Here is a 15,398-nt window from a genome sequence, read left to right on the forward strand (position 1 = left end):
GAGGGAAGAGCGCCGTGACCAGTATCGAGAGCGAGATTCGCAATCCAGTCCAGCGCGCCATGGAGGTGTGCCCCGTCGAGGTCGCGGTGGCGGTCCTGGGCGGCTCCTGGAAGATGACGGTGGTGAAACACCTGCTCGAGGGCCCACTCCGGTACGGCGAACTTCGCCGACGCGTGGGCGAGGTGACGCCACGGGTCCTGACCAGACAGCTACGCGAGCTCGAGCAGGACGGCATCGTCTCGCGTAGGGCGTACCCGGAGGTGCCGCCCCGAGTCGAGTACTCGCTCACCCCGACCGGCTCTGCACTTCGAGGCTTCGTCACAGAACTGGATACATGGGGAGGGCGATACATGGAACAAATCCGGGCACCCCGCCGTTGAACCCTCTGTCGACGTCCGGACATGCCCCGGGCCTCACCCCATTTGTCGCTACGAGCGACCACTCGCCGAGAGGCGCCTGTGGGACGTCGACCCGAAGACCGCCCGATCACCATCGGGCGGTCTCTTCTATTACGCACACCCGCCGTTGACATGTCGGAAGTTTCCGACATATTGTGAGCAAATGCTGGCCGACGACGTCTTCGTGGCACTCGCGAACCCGGTGCGACGTCAATTGCTCGAACTACTGGTCGACGGACCACGGACGGCCGGTGACCTCGCGAGCAATTTCAAGTTGAGCCGCCCGGCCGTGGCCGAGCACCTACAGGTTCTCCGAAAGGCCGGCCTCGTCCACGACACCCCGTCCGGTCGGCAACGGCACTACCACCTGACCGCCGAGCCACTCGCTGACGTCGGCGACTGGCTACACCCGTTCGAAAGGTTCTGGCGCGGACGGCTCCGCGCCCTCACAGACATGTTGGAGGAAGATCAGTGACCGACTCCGAGACCACCATTCACGTAGACCAGTTCATCGCAGCGTCACCCACAAACGTGTGGCGCGCGTTGACCGAGCCCGAGCTTCTCGCTCGCTGGTGGGCCGCCGGCGACATCGCTGCACGGGTGGGCCATCGCTTCCATCTCGACATGCCCGGATGGGGATCCCAGCCGTGTGAAGTACTCGAAGTCGAGGTGGAGCGCCGCTTCGTCTACACCTTCACCGAGAAGTGGACGCTGACGTGGCGACTCGAGCCAGAAGGCAACGGCACCCGACTGTTCCTCGACCATTCCGGCTTCGACCCCGACGACAAGCGCAGCCGCGCCGCATTCGAACGCATGGGCCCGGGATGGCGCGACGAGGTCATCCCCGGGCTCGCTGCCCTTGTGCAACAACTCGACTGAGCCCTCGCCCCGGATCACCGCAGCGTCGCAGGCCCGGTGGTCATTTGTCCATCGGTGATCACGATGCCGGGGTGAGTGCCTGGCGCGAGCCACTCGCCGATCGACGGGCCGTCAGCGCTGACCGACACACGCGCGAAGCGGAAGTGCCCTCGTAGCCCAGCTGTGGCGGCGCGCAGTCCGGCGCCGCTCGCATCGGGCTGCGCAAATCCGAGGGCGCCTGCGATCGGAAGTCGTGGCCCCACAGGCCGCGCCGACGTCGACACCTGCCACCCCGGCGCCGAGGCGGTGAACGAACCGGACACCGCGCCTTCGAAATCCGCCATCACCTTGGGCAGTTGCCAGTGCGTCCGACCTCCGTGCACGGATGCTTCCGAATCGACGGCGATGAACGGCACGGACATTCGGGGCAGAACGCCGATTCTCCGGCCCGGCGCACGAAGCACAGGACTCGCCAATATCTCCCGGTACGGGCCTACCGGCGAATCCAGGTACTCGACCATCATGGCGAGCGTGAGCGGCAGCGTCGCTCCGGTTGTTCCGGCGCCGACTCTGCGCCCACCGGGTGTACTTCGGTGCCACCAGAGCGTCGCGCGGACCTGTGCGGGCCACGGCGGCGCGGCGCTCCCCGGCCACTCCACGCGGCTCGTGGTCGATTCAGGCACGCTCCACATCTGCGGACTCCTCACGGGTCGTAACGAACAACGGCAGACGCAGCGCACCGGGTGCGTCTTCTGGAACCACGGGCCGGCGCGGTGACGTGGGGCGGATACGTACGTATGGCTCGCCGCAATTCGGCCTCGCATCGGCGTCACCCTTGTTGGGCCACAACGCGAATGCGCGTTCTGCTTGCGCGGTGATGGTGAGCGACGGGTTGACGCCGAGGTTCGCGCTGACCACGGACCCGTCCGACACGTGCAGACCTTCGTGCCCGTAGACCCGCAGGTACGGATCGACGACGCCGGTCCGGGGCGAATCACCGATCGCACAGCCACCGAGGAAGTGTGCGGTCATCGGGATGTTCACCACGTCCGCGAGCGACCCGCCCGGGTCACCGCCGATCTTGTCGGCGGCCTTACGGATCGCGTCGTGCCCCTGGGGAATCCACGAGGGCGGAGGCTCCCCCGCCCCCGGCCTGGACACCACGGACCGACCGAATCTGCGCTTGCCCTTCTTCAACTCGAGTGAGTTGTCGTCGGTCTGCATCACGAGTGCGATGACCGTGCGCTCGGACCAGTGCCGCACCGACAGACTGCGTGCGAAAGCGGCCGGATTGCGCAGCGCCACCCCTGCGGTCTTCAACAGCCGTGGAACCCGCCCTCCGCCGTCGCTGAGCACAGTCTGCAGCAGACCGATCGCGTTGCTGCCCTTCCCGTATCGCACCGGCTCGACGTGGGTGTGATCATCGGGATGGAACGACGACGTGATCGCCACGCCCTTGGTGAAATCGGTCGACCGGTCCCGTGCCGTGGCCGCCAGGACTGCCTCGGAGTTGGTGCGCACGACCGAACCCAGCCGTGTCGACAGGTTCGGCAGTTCGCCGGACTCCTTCATGGCCAGAAGCAGCCGCGCCGTGCCGTAGGTGCCGGCCGCGACGACGACCTGATCGGCGGTGAAGGTGTGCTCACGTCGCCGCACTCCATCGGTGCGTCGGGTCTGCAACTCGTATCCACCGCCGGCACGCGGGCGAAGTGTGCGCACCGTCGTCAGGTCGTGGATGCGCGCGCCCGCGCGTTCCGCCAGGTAGAGGTAGTTCTTCACCAGGGTGTTCTTCGCGCCGACCCGGCATCCCGTCATGCAGCTGCCGCACTCGGTGCACCCCGTGCGTTCGGGTCCGGCCCCACCGAAGAACGGGTCCGCCACTCGCTCACCGGGTTCGCCGAAGTAGACACCTACCGGCGTGGAGGTGAAGGTGTCGGCCACTCCCATGTCCTCGGCGACCCCACGCATCACGGCATCCGCCGGAGTGAACGACGGGTTCGTCGTGACTCCGAGCATCCGGCGCGCCTGCTCGTAATAGGGATTCAGTTCCGACTGCCAGTCCGTGATGTGAGACCACTGCTTGTCCTCGAAGAACTTTCGCGGCGGCTGGTAGAGCGTATTGGCGTAATTGAGTGATCCGCCGCCCACTCCGGCGCCGGCCATCACGAGAACGTCCGGCAACAAGTGGATGCGCTGCACTCCGTAACACCCCATCCACGGCGCCCACAGATACTTCCGTAATCGCCAACTGGTCTCGGGCAGTTCATGGTCTTCGAACCGACGGCCGGCCTCGATCACGCCGACCGTGTACCCCTTCTCGACGAGCCGCAGCGCCGCCACACTCCCGCCGAACCCCGAACCGACGACTACGACGTCATAGTGGGTCATGCGCTCACCTCTCGCCTCGGCCGGCTCCTTGTCACGTAGTTGCCGCTGTCGAAATGTGCCAGCCGTGAACGGAATTCGAAGGTGAACGTCGGCCACACGACCGAGTTCCGTCCTTGCGAGTCGTAGTACCAGCTCGAACAGCCGCCCTTGTTCCACACGGTGGTTCGCAGCGAGTCCTGGATATTCTCGTTGTAGCGCTCCTGCGCATCTCGAGTGACCTCGAACGAATCGACGCCGCCGCGTCGCATCAGTTCCACCGCATCCGCGATGTACGCGGCCTGAGATTCGAGCATGTACACGATCGAGCTGTGGCCCAGATTCGTGTTGGGTCCGTACATCAGGAACAGATTCGGGAAGCCTGTGACGGCGGTTCCCTTGTAGGCGGAGGGACTTCCGCCCCAGTGCTCGGCGAGTGTCCGGCCGTCGACGCCCCGGATCGCGTGCGCAACCGGAGGCTCCGTGGGAGTGAATCCCGTCGCGAAGATGATGGTGTCGACCTCGCGTGCGTTGCCGTCACCGTCCACGACGGAATTTCCGTCGATCGATGCCAGCCTCGAGTCGACGAGCGTGACATCGGACCGGTCCAGGGTCCGTAACCATTCGTTCGACAACAGCATGCGCTTGCACCCGATGGTGAAGTCCGGGGTGAGCTTCTTGCGTAGCTCCGGACTCCGCACCTGCCGGAACATGTGCGCCTTGGCTGCGAGCTCGAACAACGGCAACAGCCCGGTGGCGTGAGACAACACCCCACCCAATGCTTCACGCAAGCTGTACACCGATCCACGCACCACCTTCTGCGTGAGCGGAAGACGCCTGTACAGCTCCTTCTCCAAACCGGTGAGTGTGCGGTCCAGGCGAGGTATGACCCATGCCGGGGTGCGCTGAAAGACGGTGAGGTGCGCGGCGTCGTCGACGATCTCGGGTACGAACTGAACCGCAGACGCACCGGTTCCGACCACGGCCACTCGCTCGCCGGAAAGGTCGTGGTCGTGATTCCAGGTGGCCGAATGGAAGACCGTCCCAGTGAATCCGTCCAGGCCCGGGATGTTCGGAATGCTCGGGGTGGACAACGCTCCGGTGGCCGCCACCAGGACCGTCGCGGTGAGTGAACCCGTGCTCGTCTTCACCCGCCAGATGGCTTCGATGTCGTCCCATCGCGCTTCCAACAGCTCGCAATCGGTCACAACTCTGTCCACGATGCCGGTGTCGCGCGCGACCTTTCGTAGATACGCGTAGATCTCCTGCTGCCGCGCGAAGGTGTGACTCCACGCCGCACTCGGAGCGAACGAGAACGAGTAGAGCGAGGTGGGGACGTCACACGCGCAGCCCGGATACGTGTTGTCGCGCCAGGTCCCACCGACATCGGAGCCGCGTTCGACGATGACCACGTCCGCAGCGGGATCGTCCGCGAGTAGGCGGGCTGCGAGGCCGATGCCGGCGAATCCCGCACCGACGACAAGGGTCTCTACATGCTCGGGAAGTTTCACTGGTTCTCCATCTTCGATTGCCATACCGGTAGGAGTCGGGCGCGGAAGGCGCGGTCTGCCTCCGTAGGGCGGAACAGAGCGGACACTGCGAGGCCGCGCACGAGTTCGATGCTGAGTTCGATCGAGTCGGAGTCGAACCGGTCCCCGAACAACTCGGCGCAGCCTCGGTGCAGCGCTTCGGTGATCCCCCGCTCGAGGGGAACCATCGCCTCGTGCAGCACGGCGTCGGTCCGCGCGGCGACCCACAGTTCGAGCGCCGCGTAGAAGAGCGGACCCGAGAACGCGTCGGCGAGAATCTCGAGTCCCGGCGGCCGACCCGTGGTGTCGACCGCGAGAATCTCGGCCATCCGCTTGTCGACGAGATGCTGCACCGCCGCGACCACCAGGGATTCCTTGGTCGGGAAGTGATGCAGCTGGGCACCACGCGAGACACCGGCCCTACGGGCGATGCCCTGGGTGCTGGTACCCGCGTAGCCGTTTTCGACCAACGAGTCGATCGTCGCGTCGAGGAGGGTGGCCCGCATGGTGGCGGTGCGCTCCGCCTGGGTTCGGGTGTGCCGTGCCGGGCCGGGCTCGGCCAGCTCTGTGTCTGTGGTCACCTTCAGCACTGTAGATGCCAAACATAAAACAGTCCAGACTGATTTTAAGTTTGTTTCAGTCGGCGACAGGCGCGGGCAGCCCGGCGCGCAGCAGGTTGCTCGGCACCTCGTGCCCGACGATCTCTTCGGCAACACCCGCCGCGCAAATCGTGGATGCGATGTCGATACCGGTGTCGACACCGAGGTCCGACAGCATGAAGGCCAGCTCTTCTGTGGCGATGTTCCCGCTCGCCCCAGGCGCGAACGGGCACCCACCGAGGCCACCGACGGATGCGTCCAGATACCGGACGCCGTGCTCGACCGCCGTGAGCGCGCAGGCCAGACCGACGCCTCGGGTGTTGTGGAAATGCGCCCCGAGATTCACCTCGCCCAACCTCGAGTGCACCGAATCGACGAGGCGCGCGACTCGGCCCGGCGTCGCAGTTCCGATGGTGTCCGCGATCGAGATCTGATCGGCTCCGCGCTCCACCGCGTGCTCGGCGATCCAGAGTGGTCGCTCCTGATCGGTCGGGCCGTCGAACGGGCAGTCCCATGCCGTCGCGATGATGACCTCGATTTTTCCACCGGCGTCGTGAACCAGCCCGACGATCTCCTCGATCCTCGCCACCGCCTCCTCTGTCGAGGACTTGGTGTTGGCCCGGCTGTGGCCGTCTGCTGCCGACACCACGTATTCGATGGTGCGCAGGCCGGCCGCCAGTGCCCGTTTCGTGCCGCCGGTCCCCGCGACCAGGGCCGACAACTCGACGTGCGGCCACCGGTGCAATTGCGCTGCGACGTCCGCGGCATCGGCCAGCGCCGGAACGGCGCGCGGCGACACGAACGACGTGGCCTCGATACGCGGCACACCCGTTGCAGCGAGGGCGTCCAGAAGCCGGAGTTTCGCGTCCAACGGGACAGGATCCTCGATCTGGAGGCCGTCACGAGGACCGACCTCTCTGATACTCACCGCCTCGGGAATCATTCAGATCACGCCCTTCTCACGCAGTGCGTTCCGTTCGGCCGGTGAGCGGCCGATCAACCCACCCCACACGTCGTCGTTGTCGGTTCCCGGGCTTGCGGCGCCGGCGCGTCGCACGGAGCCCGGAGTATCGCTGAACGTGGGGACGATCCCGAAACCCAGCACGTCGTCATCGATGCGGTCGTCGTGGTGCGGCACCAGCATGCCCCGCTCGATCAGCTGCGGATCCCGCACGACGTCCTCGACCGTGTTGATCGGACCGGAAACGACGCCCGCCGCCGTCAACGTGTCCACGATCGTCGCCGGGTCCTGCTTCGCGGCCCAGGCCCCGATCATCTCGTCGAGTTCGTCCTGGTTCCGGCCACGATCCACATGCGTGCGGAAGCGCGAATCCTGCGCGAGCTCCGGCACCCCCATCACTCCACACAGTCGCGCGAACAACGTGTCCTGGTTGGCGGCGATCACCACCCAACTGCCGTCCGCGGTGGCATAGATATTGGACGGTGCGATGCCGTCCAGCCGCGTCCCCGACGGCTGACGCACGATCCCGCCGCGGTCGTAGTCCGGAACGGTCGACTCCTGCACCGCCAGACACGATTCGGTGAGCGCTACGTCGACAACCTGTCCCCGGCCGGTCTTCTCCCGGGAGAGCAGTGCAGCCAGAATTCCCTGGACGGCAAACATTCCGGCAAGGGAGTCCCCCAGCGACAGCGCGATTCGTGGCGGTGCCTGACCGGGGTAACCGTTGAGATGACGAAAGCCGCTGACTGCCTCCGCCACCGAGGCGTACCCGGCGCTCCCCGCTTTGGGGCCGGTCTGGCCATAGCCGGACACACGCGCGAGGACGAGTCCCGGGTTGCGCTCGGACAACACGTCGAAACCCACGTTCCACTTCTCGAGTGTGCCGGGCCGGAAGTTCTCGACGACCACGTCCGCCTGTTCTACGAGCGCGAGAAACAGTTCGCGTCCTTCGGGCACCCGAAGATCGAGGGTCACGCAGCGCTTGTTCCGCGCGTGCACGGTCCAGAAGAACCGGTGACCGTCCTGTTCGGCTTGCCCCCACGTTCGCAGCGGGTCGGGCCGGTCCGGAGCCTCGATCTTGATGACGTCCGCACCCATGTCGCCGAGAAGCTTCCCGGCGAAAGGCCCGGCTATCAGAGTGCCCAGTTCGATCACCCGGTAGCCGTCCAGCGGTCCCGTCACCGATTCGGTCACCGCAACTCCTCCTCGGGTTCGCCCAACGTCGTGCGCGGGTTCGGTTCGCACGGCACCTCACCCAACATCGCGGACGCTGCCACCGCAACGAAATCTGCGACGTAGTCGGGAAACGGTGTGTCTCCACGCAAGTATCGCCGCACGGAGACGTGGGGAACATCCACCACGGCGATCGTTATACCTTCGAAGTCGCGTTCCGTGACTGCACCCATTTCCTCACCGGCCCGCCGCAATGCCTCGACCACGCGCACGTTCGCCTCGTCGAGACCACGTCGGGACTGCGGATCCCAGTCTGCGAAGCCGAAGCTTTCCGGACCGAAAGACAGAACCTCGGCGTCGCCGCGGTGACCACTGCACCAGGCCACCACCGTGCGGGCACCTCGCACCAACCCATCTCTGCCGTCACCACCGTCGATTGCGGTGAGGAATGCATCGTGAAATCGCGCGAGACTCCTCATCCACAATGCGCACAGAAGCTCCGGACGCTCTGCGAACCGGTGGTACACCGATCCACTCGGCGCGCCGGCCTTCCGCGCGACCGCGGACATCGTGACCGCCGCGGGGCCACCCTCTCGCACCAACTCGACTGCAGCGTCCAGGAGCCTGTTCTCGTCGTACACCGGTTTCCTACCCACATAGAAGAGAGTAGTCTCTGATTCATAATAGAGAATTGTCTCTAATTAACCAGGAGGGAATCATGCCGGTTCGTAACCTGCACACGCGGAGCCTCGCAGCAGAGCCCGGTGAAGTCGGCGCACTGCTCGACTCACTGTCCGGCGACGACGATCGACTGTGGCCGTGGGGGACCTGGCCACCGATGCGATTCGACCGCCCCCTCGAAGTCGGCGCCCGAGGCGGACACGGCCCGATCCGGTACACGGTGGCCGAGTACGAACCCGGGCGACGAGTCCGGTTTCGGTTCGACGCCCCCAAAGGGTTCGACGGCTATCACGAGTTTCGGGTGAACGTCAGTGCGCCGGGAATCACGGAGTTGAACCATCTACTGGCGATGGACCTACACGGTCCCGCCTTCGTCACCTGGCCGCTGGCGTTTCGCACACTGCACGACGCACTGCTCGAGGAGTGCCTCGACAATGCCGAACTCGCCGTCAGCGGACGAGTCCGCGCACGATTTCGCCGCACGCTGTATCAGCGCGTGCTGTTACGGATCATCGGACGAGTCGGTATCTGAGCATCATGTCGTGATCCTCGTGGTCGAGCATGTGGCAGTGCCACACGTAGCCCTGCAGCGGCGCACCATGCATCCCGTGGTGGGGCGAGCCTGCCCCGAACACCGCATCGGGATCGAATCCGAGTTCGTCGGCAGTGGGAAAGCGCACGACAATGCGCGTCACCGAGTTCGGGTCGGCAATCACGGTGTCCTTCATGCCGCCCTCCCAGGGCTGGGGCGGAAATCGAGGGCCGACGACGAAGGGCTCCGGATCGGGTGTCCAGCGATTTCCGACGGCCGGAATCGGATGAGCCTCGGTCAATCCGGCGGTGTCGAGTCCCTGACGACCCAGCACTCGAAACGTCACCAGATGCAGGTGGATCGGGTGTGGTTCGGCGGTGATGTTGACGATGTTCCACTGCTCCACAGTGCCCTGCCGTGGCGTCTCTATGTCGGCGGTCGTGTAATGCAAGTTGTTGAGCGACATCGTGATCGAGGGCGCTGCGGATGGATCGGACAACTGCATCACCGTCACGTTCCGCACCTTCTGGGGCTGCGCGATCGCAGGCAACGACGAGGGCGTGCCGGATCGGCCACGCAAGCTCTCCGGCACCCGCCCGGTGAATCCGCTCGCTCCGCTCACCCGGAAACGGCAGAATCGTGGCATCACCTGCACCCCGCGCTGCGCCACTCCCAGCGGTACCGGCTCGTCGTTGCGCAGTTCCACCGTGTCGCCCGAGGCCAGGCCGCCGAAGTCCACGAGCACGTCGACCCGCTCGCCCGGGCCCAGCCGGACGTGATCGGTAGGTACCGGCGCATCGAGCAGACCGCCGTCCATCCCGATCACCCAGAACCGCATACGATTTCCGAAGTGCAGGTTCCACACGCTGAACGACGCCGCATTCAGTACCCGCAGCCGGTAGAGCCCACGCGCGACCTCGAGTTCGGGCCACACCTTTCCGTTCACCATTCCCACGTCGCCCGGTGTAGCAACGTCCCACGTCCCTTGCGGTGCAAGCACATAGGAACGAACACTCTGCCTGCCGGTCTCGGTGAAAATCTTGTCCTGCAACACGAGCGGGATCTCGAACTCCCCTGCGGGCAGGCCCACCGTATTGCCTGCCGTGCCTGAGTCGTATTCGCCCCGCAGGAGATACATCCCGGCCAAGCCGCCATACAGATTGAGGCGCGTCACGCCCATCGCGTGGTCGTGATACCAGAGGGTGGAGGCCTCCTGCCGATTCGGAAACGTGTGCACCAGTTCCTGACCTCGCCGCTGCGTGAGCTCCGGATGCCCGTCCGACTCGGGCGGTGTGGAACCGCCGTGCAGGTGCAGAGACGTGGGTACATCGGTCCGGTCGTGATCGGACAGCCCGTGCAGACTCGTGTCGACATCTGCGGCGAAGGGGTTGTCCGTGATGTCGTTGCGATACGAGACCGTGGTGGCCCGCCCCACCTCGGCCTCCAGAGTCGGCCCCAGATAGTCGACGCCGCCGTACGCCAACGCCGGTGACGACGGAAGGTCCGGATGAAAGACGTGCATCGTGCTGCGGGCCTGCACCTCGATCGACGAACCACCGAGAGTCGGCAGAATCGGCAACGGCTGACGGAACGGTTCGAGCGGCGGCGAGGAGAAGACGAGCGGATTGGCGGGATTCACGTCGAACGGGAACGCGCGAGCCGCCCCCACCCCGGTGGCGCCCAGACCCACGCCGATCGCCACCCCCCGAATCACGGTTCGCCGCGATACGCGTCCGTTCATCGGCGCACTCCCCTGACCCCGAAGCGTGTGATCGTCCGCTCGGGACGCTACTCCGAAACCGACCCTCTACCGGGCGATATACAGAAACACGTCACCCGCGACGAGACGTGCTCGCCGCGGGTGACGTGTGAAGAACGAGGTCTGCTCAGACGAGCAGTTCCGCGATCTGAATAGTGTTGAGTGCAGCACCCTTGCGCAGGTTGTCGCCCGTGACGAAGAGGGCGAGGCCGCGGCCTTCCGGTGCGCCCTCGTCCTGACGGATACGGCCGACGAGCGACACGTCGCCGCCTGCCGCGCCGAGCGGGGTGGGAACGTCCGCGAGCTCCACGCCGGGAGCGCCCTTCAGGATTTCCTGGGCACGCTCGACGGACAGCGGGTTCGCGAACTCGGCGTTGATCGACAGCGAGTGACCGGTGATGACCGGTACGCGTACGCACGTGCCGGAGACCAGGAGGTCGGGAAGTCCGAGAATCTTGCGGCTCTCGTTACGAAGCTTCTGATCCTCGTCGGTCTCGCCGCTGCCATCGTCGACGATCGCTCCCGCCATCGGGAGCACGTTGAACGCGATGGGCGCGACGTACTTGTTCGGCGCCGGGAAGTCGACGGCGCTGCCGTCGTGCACCAGCTTCTCGGCATCGTCCACGACAGCGCGCACCTGGCCGAGGAGTTCCTCGACGCCGGCGACACCGCTGCCGGACACGGCCTGGTAGCTCGACACGACGAGACGCTTCAGCTCGGCTTCGTCGTGCAGTGCCTTGAGAACCGGCATCGCAGCCATCGTGGTGCAGTTGGGGTTCGCGATGATCCCCTTCGCGAGGTTCTTGGTGGCTTCCGGGTTGACCTCGCTGACCACGAGGGGAACCTCGGGGTCCTTGCGCCATGCCGACGAGTTGTCGACGACGGTCGCACCGGCGGCAGCGAAACGCGGAGCCTGCACACGGGACAACGTGGCACCTGCGGAGAAGAGGGCGATGTCGATGCCCTTCAGGTCCTCGTCGGACGTCGCTTCCGCGTCCTCGACGACGATCTCCTCACCACGGAACGGCAGCTTCTTGCCCGCTGACCGCGAGGACGCGAAGAACCGCACCTTGTCGGCCGGGAAGTTCCGCTCCTCGAGGAGGGTGCGCATCACGATGCCGACCTGACCGGTCGCACCGACTACAGCAATGGTGGTCATGAAGATCTACCGCCCTGTTCCCGCATGCACGACGGCTTCCTGCTCGCCGCCGAGATCGAATGCGTTGTGGATCGCCCGAACTGCGTCGTCGAGTTCGTCGTCGTCGACGAGAACCGAGATGCGGATCTCCGACGTCGAGATCAGGTCGATGTTGATGCCTGCCTCGGACAGCGCCTCGCAGAACGTGGCAGTGACGCCCGGGTGGCTACGCATGCCGGCACCGACGAGCGAGACCTTGCCGATGTGATCGTCGAACAGCACCTGCGTGAAGCCGATGTCGTCCTGCAGCTTGGTCAGCATCTCCACGGCGCGCGGGCCGTCGGACGTCGGCAGGGTGAACGTGATGTCCGTGCGCCCGGTGTCGATCTTCGAGATGTTCTGCAACACCATGTCGATGTTGATCTCGGCGTCCGCGACCGCACGGAAGATTCGCGCGGCGTAGCCGGGGGTGTCGGGGATACCGACGACGGTGACCTTGGACTCGCCGCGATCGTGCGCGACGCCGGTGATCAGGGCCTCTTCCACGGGAATATCCTCCATCGATCCGGACACGATCGTGCCGGTTTTGGCGGTGTATGACGAGCGAACGTGCACAGGCACGTTGTAGCGGCGGGCGTATTCGACGCAACGCAGCATGAGCACCTTCGCGCCGCAGGCCGCGAGTTCGAGCATTTCCTCGAACGACACCTTCTCGAGGTGTTTTGCGTCCTTCACGATGCGCGGGTCGGCACTGTAGATGCCGTCCACATCGGTGTAGATCTCGCAGACGTCCGCGTTCAACGCAGCCGCGAGTGCCACCGCAGTGGTGTCGGAACCGCCGCGGCCGAGGGTGGTGATGTCTTTACTGTCCTGACTCACACCTTGGAAACCGGCGACGAGGACGATCGAACCCTCGTCGAGTGCGTCCTGCACACGACCGGGGGTGACGTCGATGATCTTGGCCTTACCGTGGCTGCCGGTGGTGATGACACCTGCCTGCGAACCGGTGAAGGAACGGGCCTCAGCTCCGAGGGAGTGAATGGCCATAGCTACCAAAGAGTTGGAGATGCGCTCACCGGAAGTGAGGAGCATGTCCATTTCACGAGCGGGCGGGGACGGACACACCTGTTGCGCGAGATCGAGCAATTCATCGGTGGTGTCACCCATCGCCGATACCACGACGACGACATCGTTGCCGGCCTTCTTGGTCTCTACGATTCGTTCCGCGACTCGTCGGATCCGCTCGGCTGATGACACCGAGGATCCGCCGTACTTCTGGACGACGAGAGCCACGCGTTTCTACCTCCAGGTCGACAAAAATGAACTTATCCAGGTGACGAGCCTACCGAGGTGGTGTCCGAAACCCCAGCCACCGGGGTCACAAGGCCGTCAGCCGAACACCTCGCCGGCCACATCCGCGACTTTTCGCACCGCATCACAGTCACGACCGTGAACAGTGACGACACCGCGAGCACGTCCGAGAGTTCGGGCGTACTCGTCGACGTCGGCGCCGGGCCGTGTGACGTCGATCTCTTCACCCGTTCGAGCTTCCCATCGGCATCGATCGCCGACCTGTTTCGGGCCGATCTCCGCGTCGTTCTCGGGTCCTTTCGACGCTTTCACCGCGAGGGCGACCGAGACCTCGTTTCCCCGCGTCTCGATGCCGTCCGGATAGAAGGTGCATTCGAAGGGCGTCGGCGGCAGTTTCGGGTCGACGACGCGGGCGCTCCCGGGGATCGCAGTCAGAACCTCGCAGGGGTCGCGGCGGACGAGATCGACAGCCCACGGCGCGGCATCCACCCGGGCGGGAAGACCCGATCCCATCCGCTCGACTGCACCCGCGACCACACCGTCCGCAATCGGGCACGAGTCCACACCGGCGTCGGCACCCGTCCGCACGGTCGCGTACTGGAGTGCGTCCAGAGCTCCCAGGTTCAGCTGGAACACCCGCTCACAGGTGCCGCGTTCGAGATCCGGTCCTGCACCCCTGAAGACGGTTACCCCGTCGACCTCGGTGCGATTCGACTTCGAGGCAAGCGCAAGCATCGACGGCAGAAGAGACACCTCCACCGAGGTGAGGCCGTCGGGCCCGCCCGCCAACGCCGAGCAGGCCGACGGTTGGACGGCAGATCCGTACTGCAGTACGTCCCCGGCCCCCACGAGGCTTTCCTCGGAGAGAAGGCCACAGGGATCGGCGCCGCGCAGCACGTCCTGCACTTCGAGATGGTGCGACTGCGCGGGGCTGAGCGGCTTCGACGGGAGCGGCGCCGCAGTGCCGTCGACACCCCCGCCGTCCACTCCCCCGCAGGCCGACAACGCGGCCACCACCACGACGAGCGCAGCCGTTCTCACTCCACCACTTCTCTGCGCCATTCTGATCCGCGCCATCGCGCGCCCCCTCGACATCCGCGGAACACTACCGCTACGCCGACGAAAGACCTGCGTACGTCGCACCGGTCAGCGCCACCGACTTCTCCCACAGGCCGGCCGCGACTGCGGAGTCCTTCGCATTCTCCGATCGTGGTGACCGCCGCACCGGACCGCGCGCACCACGGAACTCGTTGGGCCCCAGGTAGTCGTCGTTACGGACGTCGGGCATCGTCGCGGCGTACAGCTGACTGAGCGCGCCGTCCTTCTCGTCGTTACCGAAGATCTTCAATCCGAGATGCGTGAGGGTCGCTGCCCCGGGGATCGCTGGGATCATCGAGTCGAACAGGTTGGTTGCTGCAATTCCCGGATGCGCTGCGACCGCGGTCAGGTGACCACCCGCGCGCTCGCTGCGCCGAGCGAGTTCACTGCTGAACAACAGGTTCGCCAGTTTGGACTGAGCGTATGCACCCATGCGGTCGTATTCGCGGTGTTCGTAGTTCAGGTCCTTCAGGTCGATGCTGCCGCGGTGATGCGCCACGCTCGCGAGACTGACCACGCGCGGTGCCGGGGCCGCCATCAACGAAGGCAGCAGTGCGTCCGTCAACACGAAGTGTCCGAAATGATTGGTACCGAGCTGCAGCTCGAACCCGTCCACTGTCCGGGCGAACGGGACGGCCATCAGTCCCGCATTGTTGACGAGCACGTCGATGACCGGCGCAACTTCGTGAGCACGTTCGGCAGCGTCTCGCACCGAGGACAGATCCGAGAGATCGAGCGGGATCACCCGATGATCCGCGCCTGCCGATGACGCTGCACGGACTCTTTCGAGAGCCGTGGCCGCCTTCTCCGGGTTCCGGCATGCCAGCAGGATCCGGGCGCCCGCACGCGCCAACTCCGTTGCGGACTGCAGCCCCAATCCGTTGTTCGCTCCGGTGATCAGGACGGTCTTGCCAGATTGATTCGGAATGGCCGAGACGTCGAAGTTCTTTCGATCCGGCACGGTGAGTTCTCCTGAGAACGGCGGTGGGTGTCCGTG

General features: G+C 65.5%; 16 protein-coding genes. 4 read left to right on the forward strand and 12 right to left on the reverse strand.

Going from position 1 to position 15,398, the window contains the following annotated elements; genetic code table 11:
* Positions 1-14 precede the first annotated feature (14 nt).
* From ACZI8R_RS18070 to ACZI8R_RS18080, 3 genes are all read left to right on the forward strand, one after another.
* A complete protein-coding gene (locus ACZI8R_RS18070; RefSeq protein ID WP_463381038.1) occupies positions 15-380 on the forward strand; it encodes a winged helix-turn-helix transcriptional regulator in 366 nt (121 codons plus the stop codon).
* Between the two features lie 181 nt (positions 381-561).
* Complete coding sequence (locus tag ACZI8R_RS18075) at positions 562-873, forward strand: ArsR/SmtB family transcription factor (RefSeq protein ID WP_463381039.1); 312 nt, start codon at positions 562-564, stop codon at positions 871-873.
* On the forward strand, positions 870-1,277 hold the full coding sequence (locus ACZI8R_RS18080) for an SRPBCC family protein (protein WP_463381040.1): 408 nt from the start codon (positions 870-872) through the stop codon (positions 1,275-1,277). The genes ACZI8R_RS18075 and ACZI8R_RS18080 overlap by 4 nt, the downstream gene beginning before the upstream one ends.
* Before the next feature lie 14 nt (positions 1,278-1,291).
* On the opposite strand, the gene ACZI8R_RS18085 is transcribed toward ACZI8R_RS18080, so the two are convergent.
* Genes ACZI8R_RS18085 through ACZI8R_RS18115 form a run of 7 tightly spaced genes read right to left on the reverse strand, consistent with a single transcriptional unit; the run spans position 1,292 to position 8,538 of the window.
* Entirely contained in the window at positions 1,292-1,948 is a 657-nt protein-coding gene (locus tag ACZI8R_RS18085) for a hypothetical protein (protein WP_463381041.1), read from the reverse strand.
* Entirely contained in the window at positions 1,932-3,644 is a 1,713-nt protein-coding gene (locus ACZI8R_RS18090; protein ID WP_463381042.1) for an FAD-dependent oxidoreductase, read from the reverse strand. The genes ACZI8R_RS18085 and ACZI8R_RS18090 overlap by 17 nt, the downstream gene beginning before the upstream one ends.
* The gene (locus ACZI8R_RS18095; protein ID WP_463381043.1) at positions 3,641-5,131 is read right to left on the reverse strand and encodes a flavin-containing monooxygenase; all 1,491 of its coding nucleotides are present in this window, start codon (positions 5,129-5,131) and stop codon (positions 3,641-3,643) included. The genes ACZI8R_RS18090 and ACZI8R_RS18095 overlap by 4 nt, the downstream gene beginning before the upstream one ends.
* Positions 5,128-5,739, reverse strand: a complete 612-nt coding sequence (locus ACZI8R_RS18100) for a TetR/AcrR family transcriptional regulator (protein WP_463381112.1) — start codon at positions 5,737-5,739, stop codon at positions 5,128-5,130. Before ACZI8R_RS18100 ends, ACZI8R_RS18095 begins: the two co-directional genes overlap by 4 nt.
* 46 nt (positions 5,740-5,785) lie before the next feature.
* Positions 5,786-6,691: a hydroxymethylglutaryl-CoA lyase gene (locus ACZI8R_RS18105; RefSeq protein ID WP_463381044.1), complete on the reverse strand. Its 906-nt coding sequence runs from the start codon at positions 6,689-6,691 to the stop codon at positions 5,786-5,788.
* Entirely contained in the window at positions 6,692-7,903 is a 1,212-nt protein-coding gene (locus tag ACZI8R_RS18110) for a CaiB/BaiF CoA transferase family protein (protein ID WP_463381045.1), read from the reverse strand.
* Positions 7,900-8,538, reverse strand: coding sequence for a TetR/AcrR family transcriptional regulator (locus ACZI8R_RS18115; RefSeq protein WP_463381046.1), 639 nt, complete (start codon positions 8,536-8,538; stop codon positions 7,900-7,902). The genes ACZI8R_RS18110 and ACZI8R_RS18115 overlap by 4 nt, the downstream gene beginning before the upstream one ends.
* Before the next feature lie 62 nt (positions 8,539-8,600).
* Here ACZI8R_RS18115 and ACZI8R_RS18120 point away from each other — a divergent pair, with 62 nt between their 5' ends.
* On the forward strand, positions 8,601-9,095 hold the full coding sequence (locus tag ACZI8R_RS18120) for an SRPBCC family protein (RefSeq protein ID WP_463381047.1): 495 nt from the start codon (positions 8,601-8,603) through the stop codon (positions 9,093-9,095).
* On the opposite strand, the gene ACZI8R_RS18125 is transcribed toward ACZI8R_RS18120, so the two are convergent.
* From ACZI8R_RS18125 to ACZI8R_RS18145, 5 genes are all read right to left on the reverse strand, one after another.
* The gene (locus tag ACZI8R_RS18125) at positions 9,073-10,836 is read right to left on the reverse strand and encodes a multicopper oxidase family protein (protein ID WP_463381048.1); all 1,764 of its coding nucleotides are present in this window, start codon (positions 10,834-10,836) and stop codon (positions 9,073-9,075) included. The genes ACZI8R_RS18120 and ACZI8R_RS18125 overlap by 23 nt on opposite strands.
* 145 nt (positions 10,837-10,981) lie before the next feature.
* A complete protein-coding gene (locus ACZI8R_RS18130) occupies positions 10,982-12,013 on the reverse strand; it encodes an aspartate-semialdehyde dehydrogenase (protein WP_463381049.1) in 1,032 nt (343 codons plus the stop codon).
* A 6-nt stretch (positions 12,014-12,019) separates the two neighbouring features.
* On the reverse strand, positions 12,020-13,285 hold the full coding sequence (locus tag ACZI8R_RS18135) for an aspartate kinase (RefSeq protein ID WP_463381050.1): 1,266 nt from the start codon (positions 13,283-13,285) through the stop codon (positions 12,020-12,022).
* Between the two features lie 96 nt (positions 13,286-13,381).
* Positions 13,382-14,398: a hypothetical protein gene (locus ACZI8R_RS18140; RefSeq protein ID WP_463381051.1), complete on the reverse strand. Its 1,017-nt coding sequence runs from the start codon at positions 14,396-14,398 to the stop codon at positions 13,382-13,384.
* 16 nt (positions 14,399-14,414) lie between these two features.
* On the reverse strand, positions 14,415-15,362 hold the full coding sequence (locus tag ACZI8R_RS18145) for an oxidoreductase (protein WP_463381052.1): 948 nt from the start codon (positions 15,360-15,362) through the stop codon (positions 14,415-14,417).
* Between the last annotated feature and the right edge of the window lie 36 nt (positions 15,363-15,398).

It is taken from the genome of Rhodococcus huquni (assembly GCF_055231055.1).

What these genes read in the sequence shown, in the direction of transcription:
- ACZI8R_RS18075 (WP_463381039.1), top strand. Translation starts at nt 562, where the DNA reads ATGCTGGCCGACGACGTCTTCGTGGCACTCGCGAACCCGGTGCGACGT.
- ACZI8R_RS18085 (WP_463381041.1), bottom strand. Translation starts at nt 1,948, where the DNA reads ATGTGGAGCGTGCCTGAATCGACCACGAGCCGCGTGGAGTGGCCGGGG.
- ACZI8R_RS18090 (WP_463381042.1), bottom strand. Translation starts at nt 3,644, where the DNA reads ATGACCCACTATGACGTCGTAGTCGTCGGTTCGGGGTTCGGCGGGAGT.
- ACZI8R_RS18105 (WP_463381044.1), bottom strand. Translation starts at nt 6,691, where the DNA reads ATGATTCCCGAGGCGGTGAGTATCAGAGAGGTCGGTCCTCGTGACGGC.
- ACZI8R_RS18120 (WP_463381047.1), top strand. Translation starts at nt 8,601, where the DNA reads ATGCCGGTTCGTAACCTGCACACGCGGAGCCTCGCAGCAGAGCCCGGT.
- ACZI8R_RS18125 (WP_463381048.1), bottom strand. Translation starts at nt 10,836, where the DNA reads ATGAACGGACGCGTATCGCGGCGAACCGTGATTCGGGGGGTGGCGATC.
- ACZI8R_RS18130 (WP_463381049.1), bottom strand. Translation starts at nt 12,013, where the DNA reads ATGACCACCATTGCTGTAGTCGGTGCGACCGGTCAGGTCGGCATCGTG.
- ACZI8R_RS18140 (WP_463381051.1), bottom strand. Translation starts at nt 14,398, where the DNA reads ATGTCGAGGGGGCGCGCGATGGCGCGGATCAGAATGGCGCAGAGAAGT.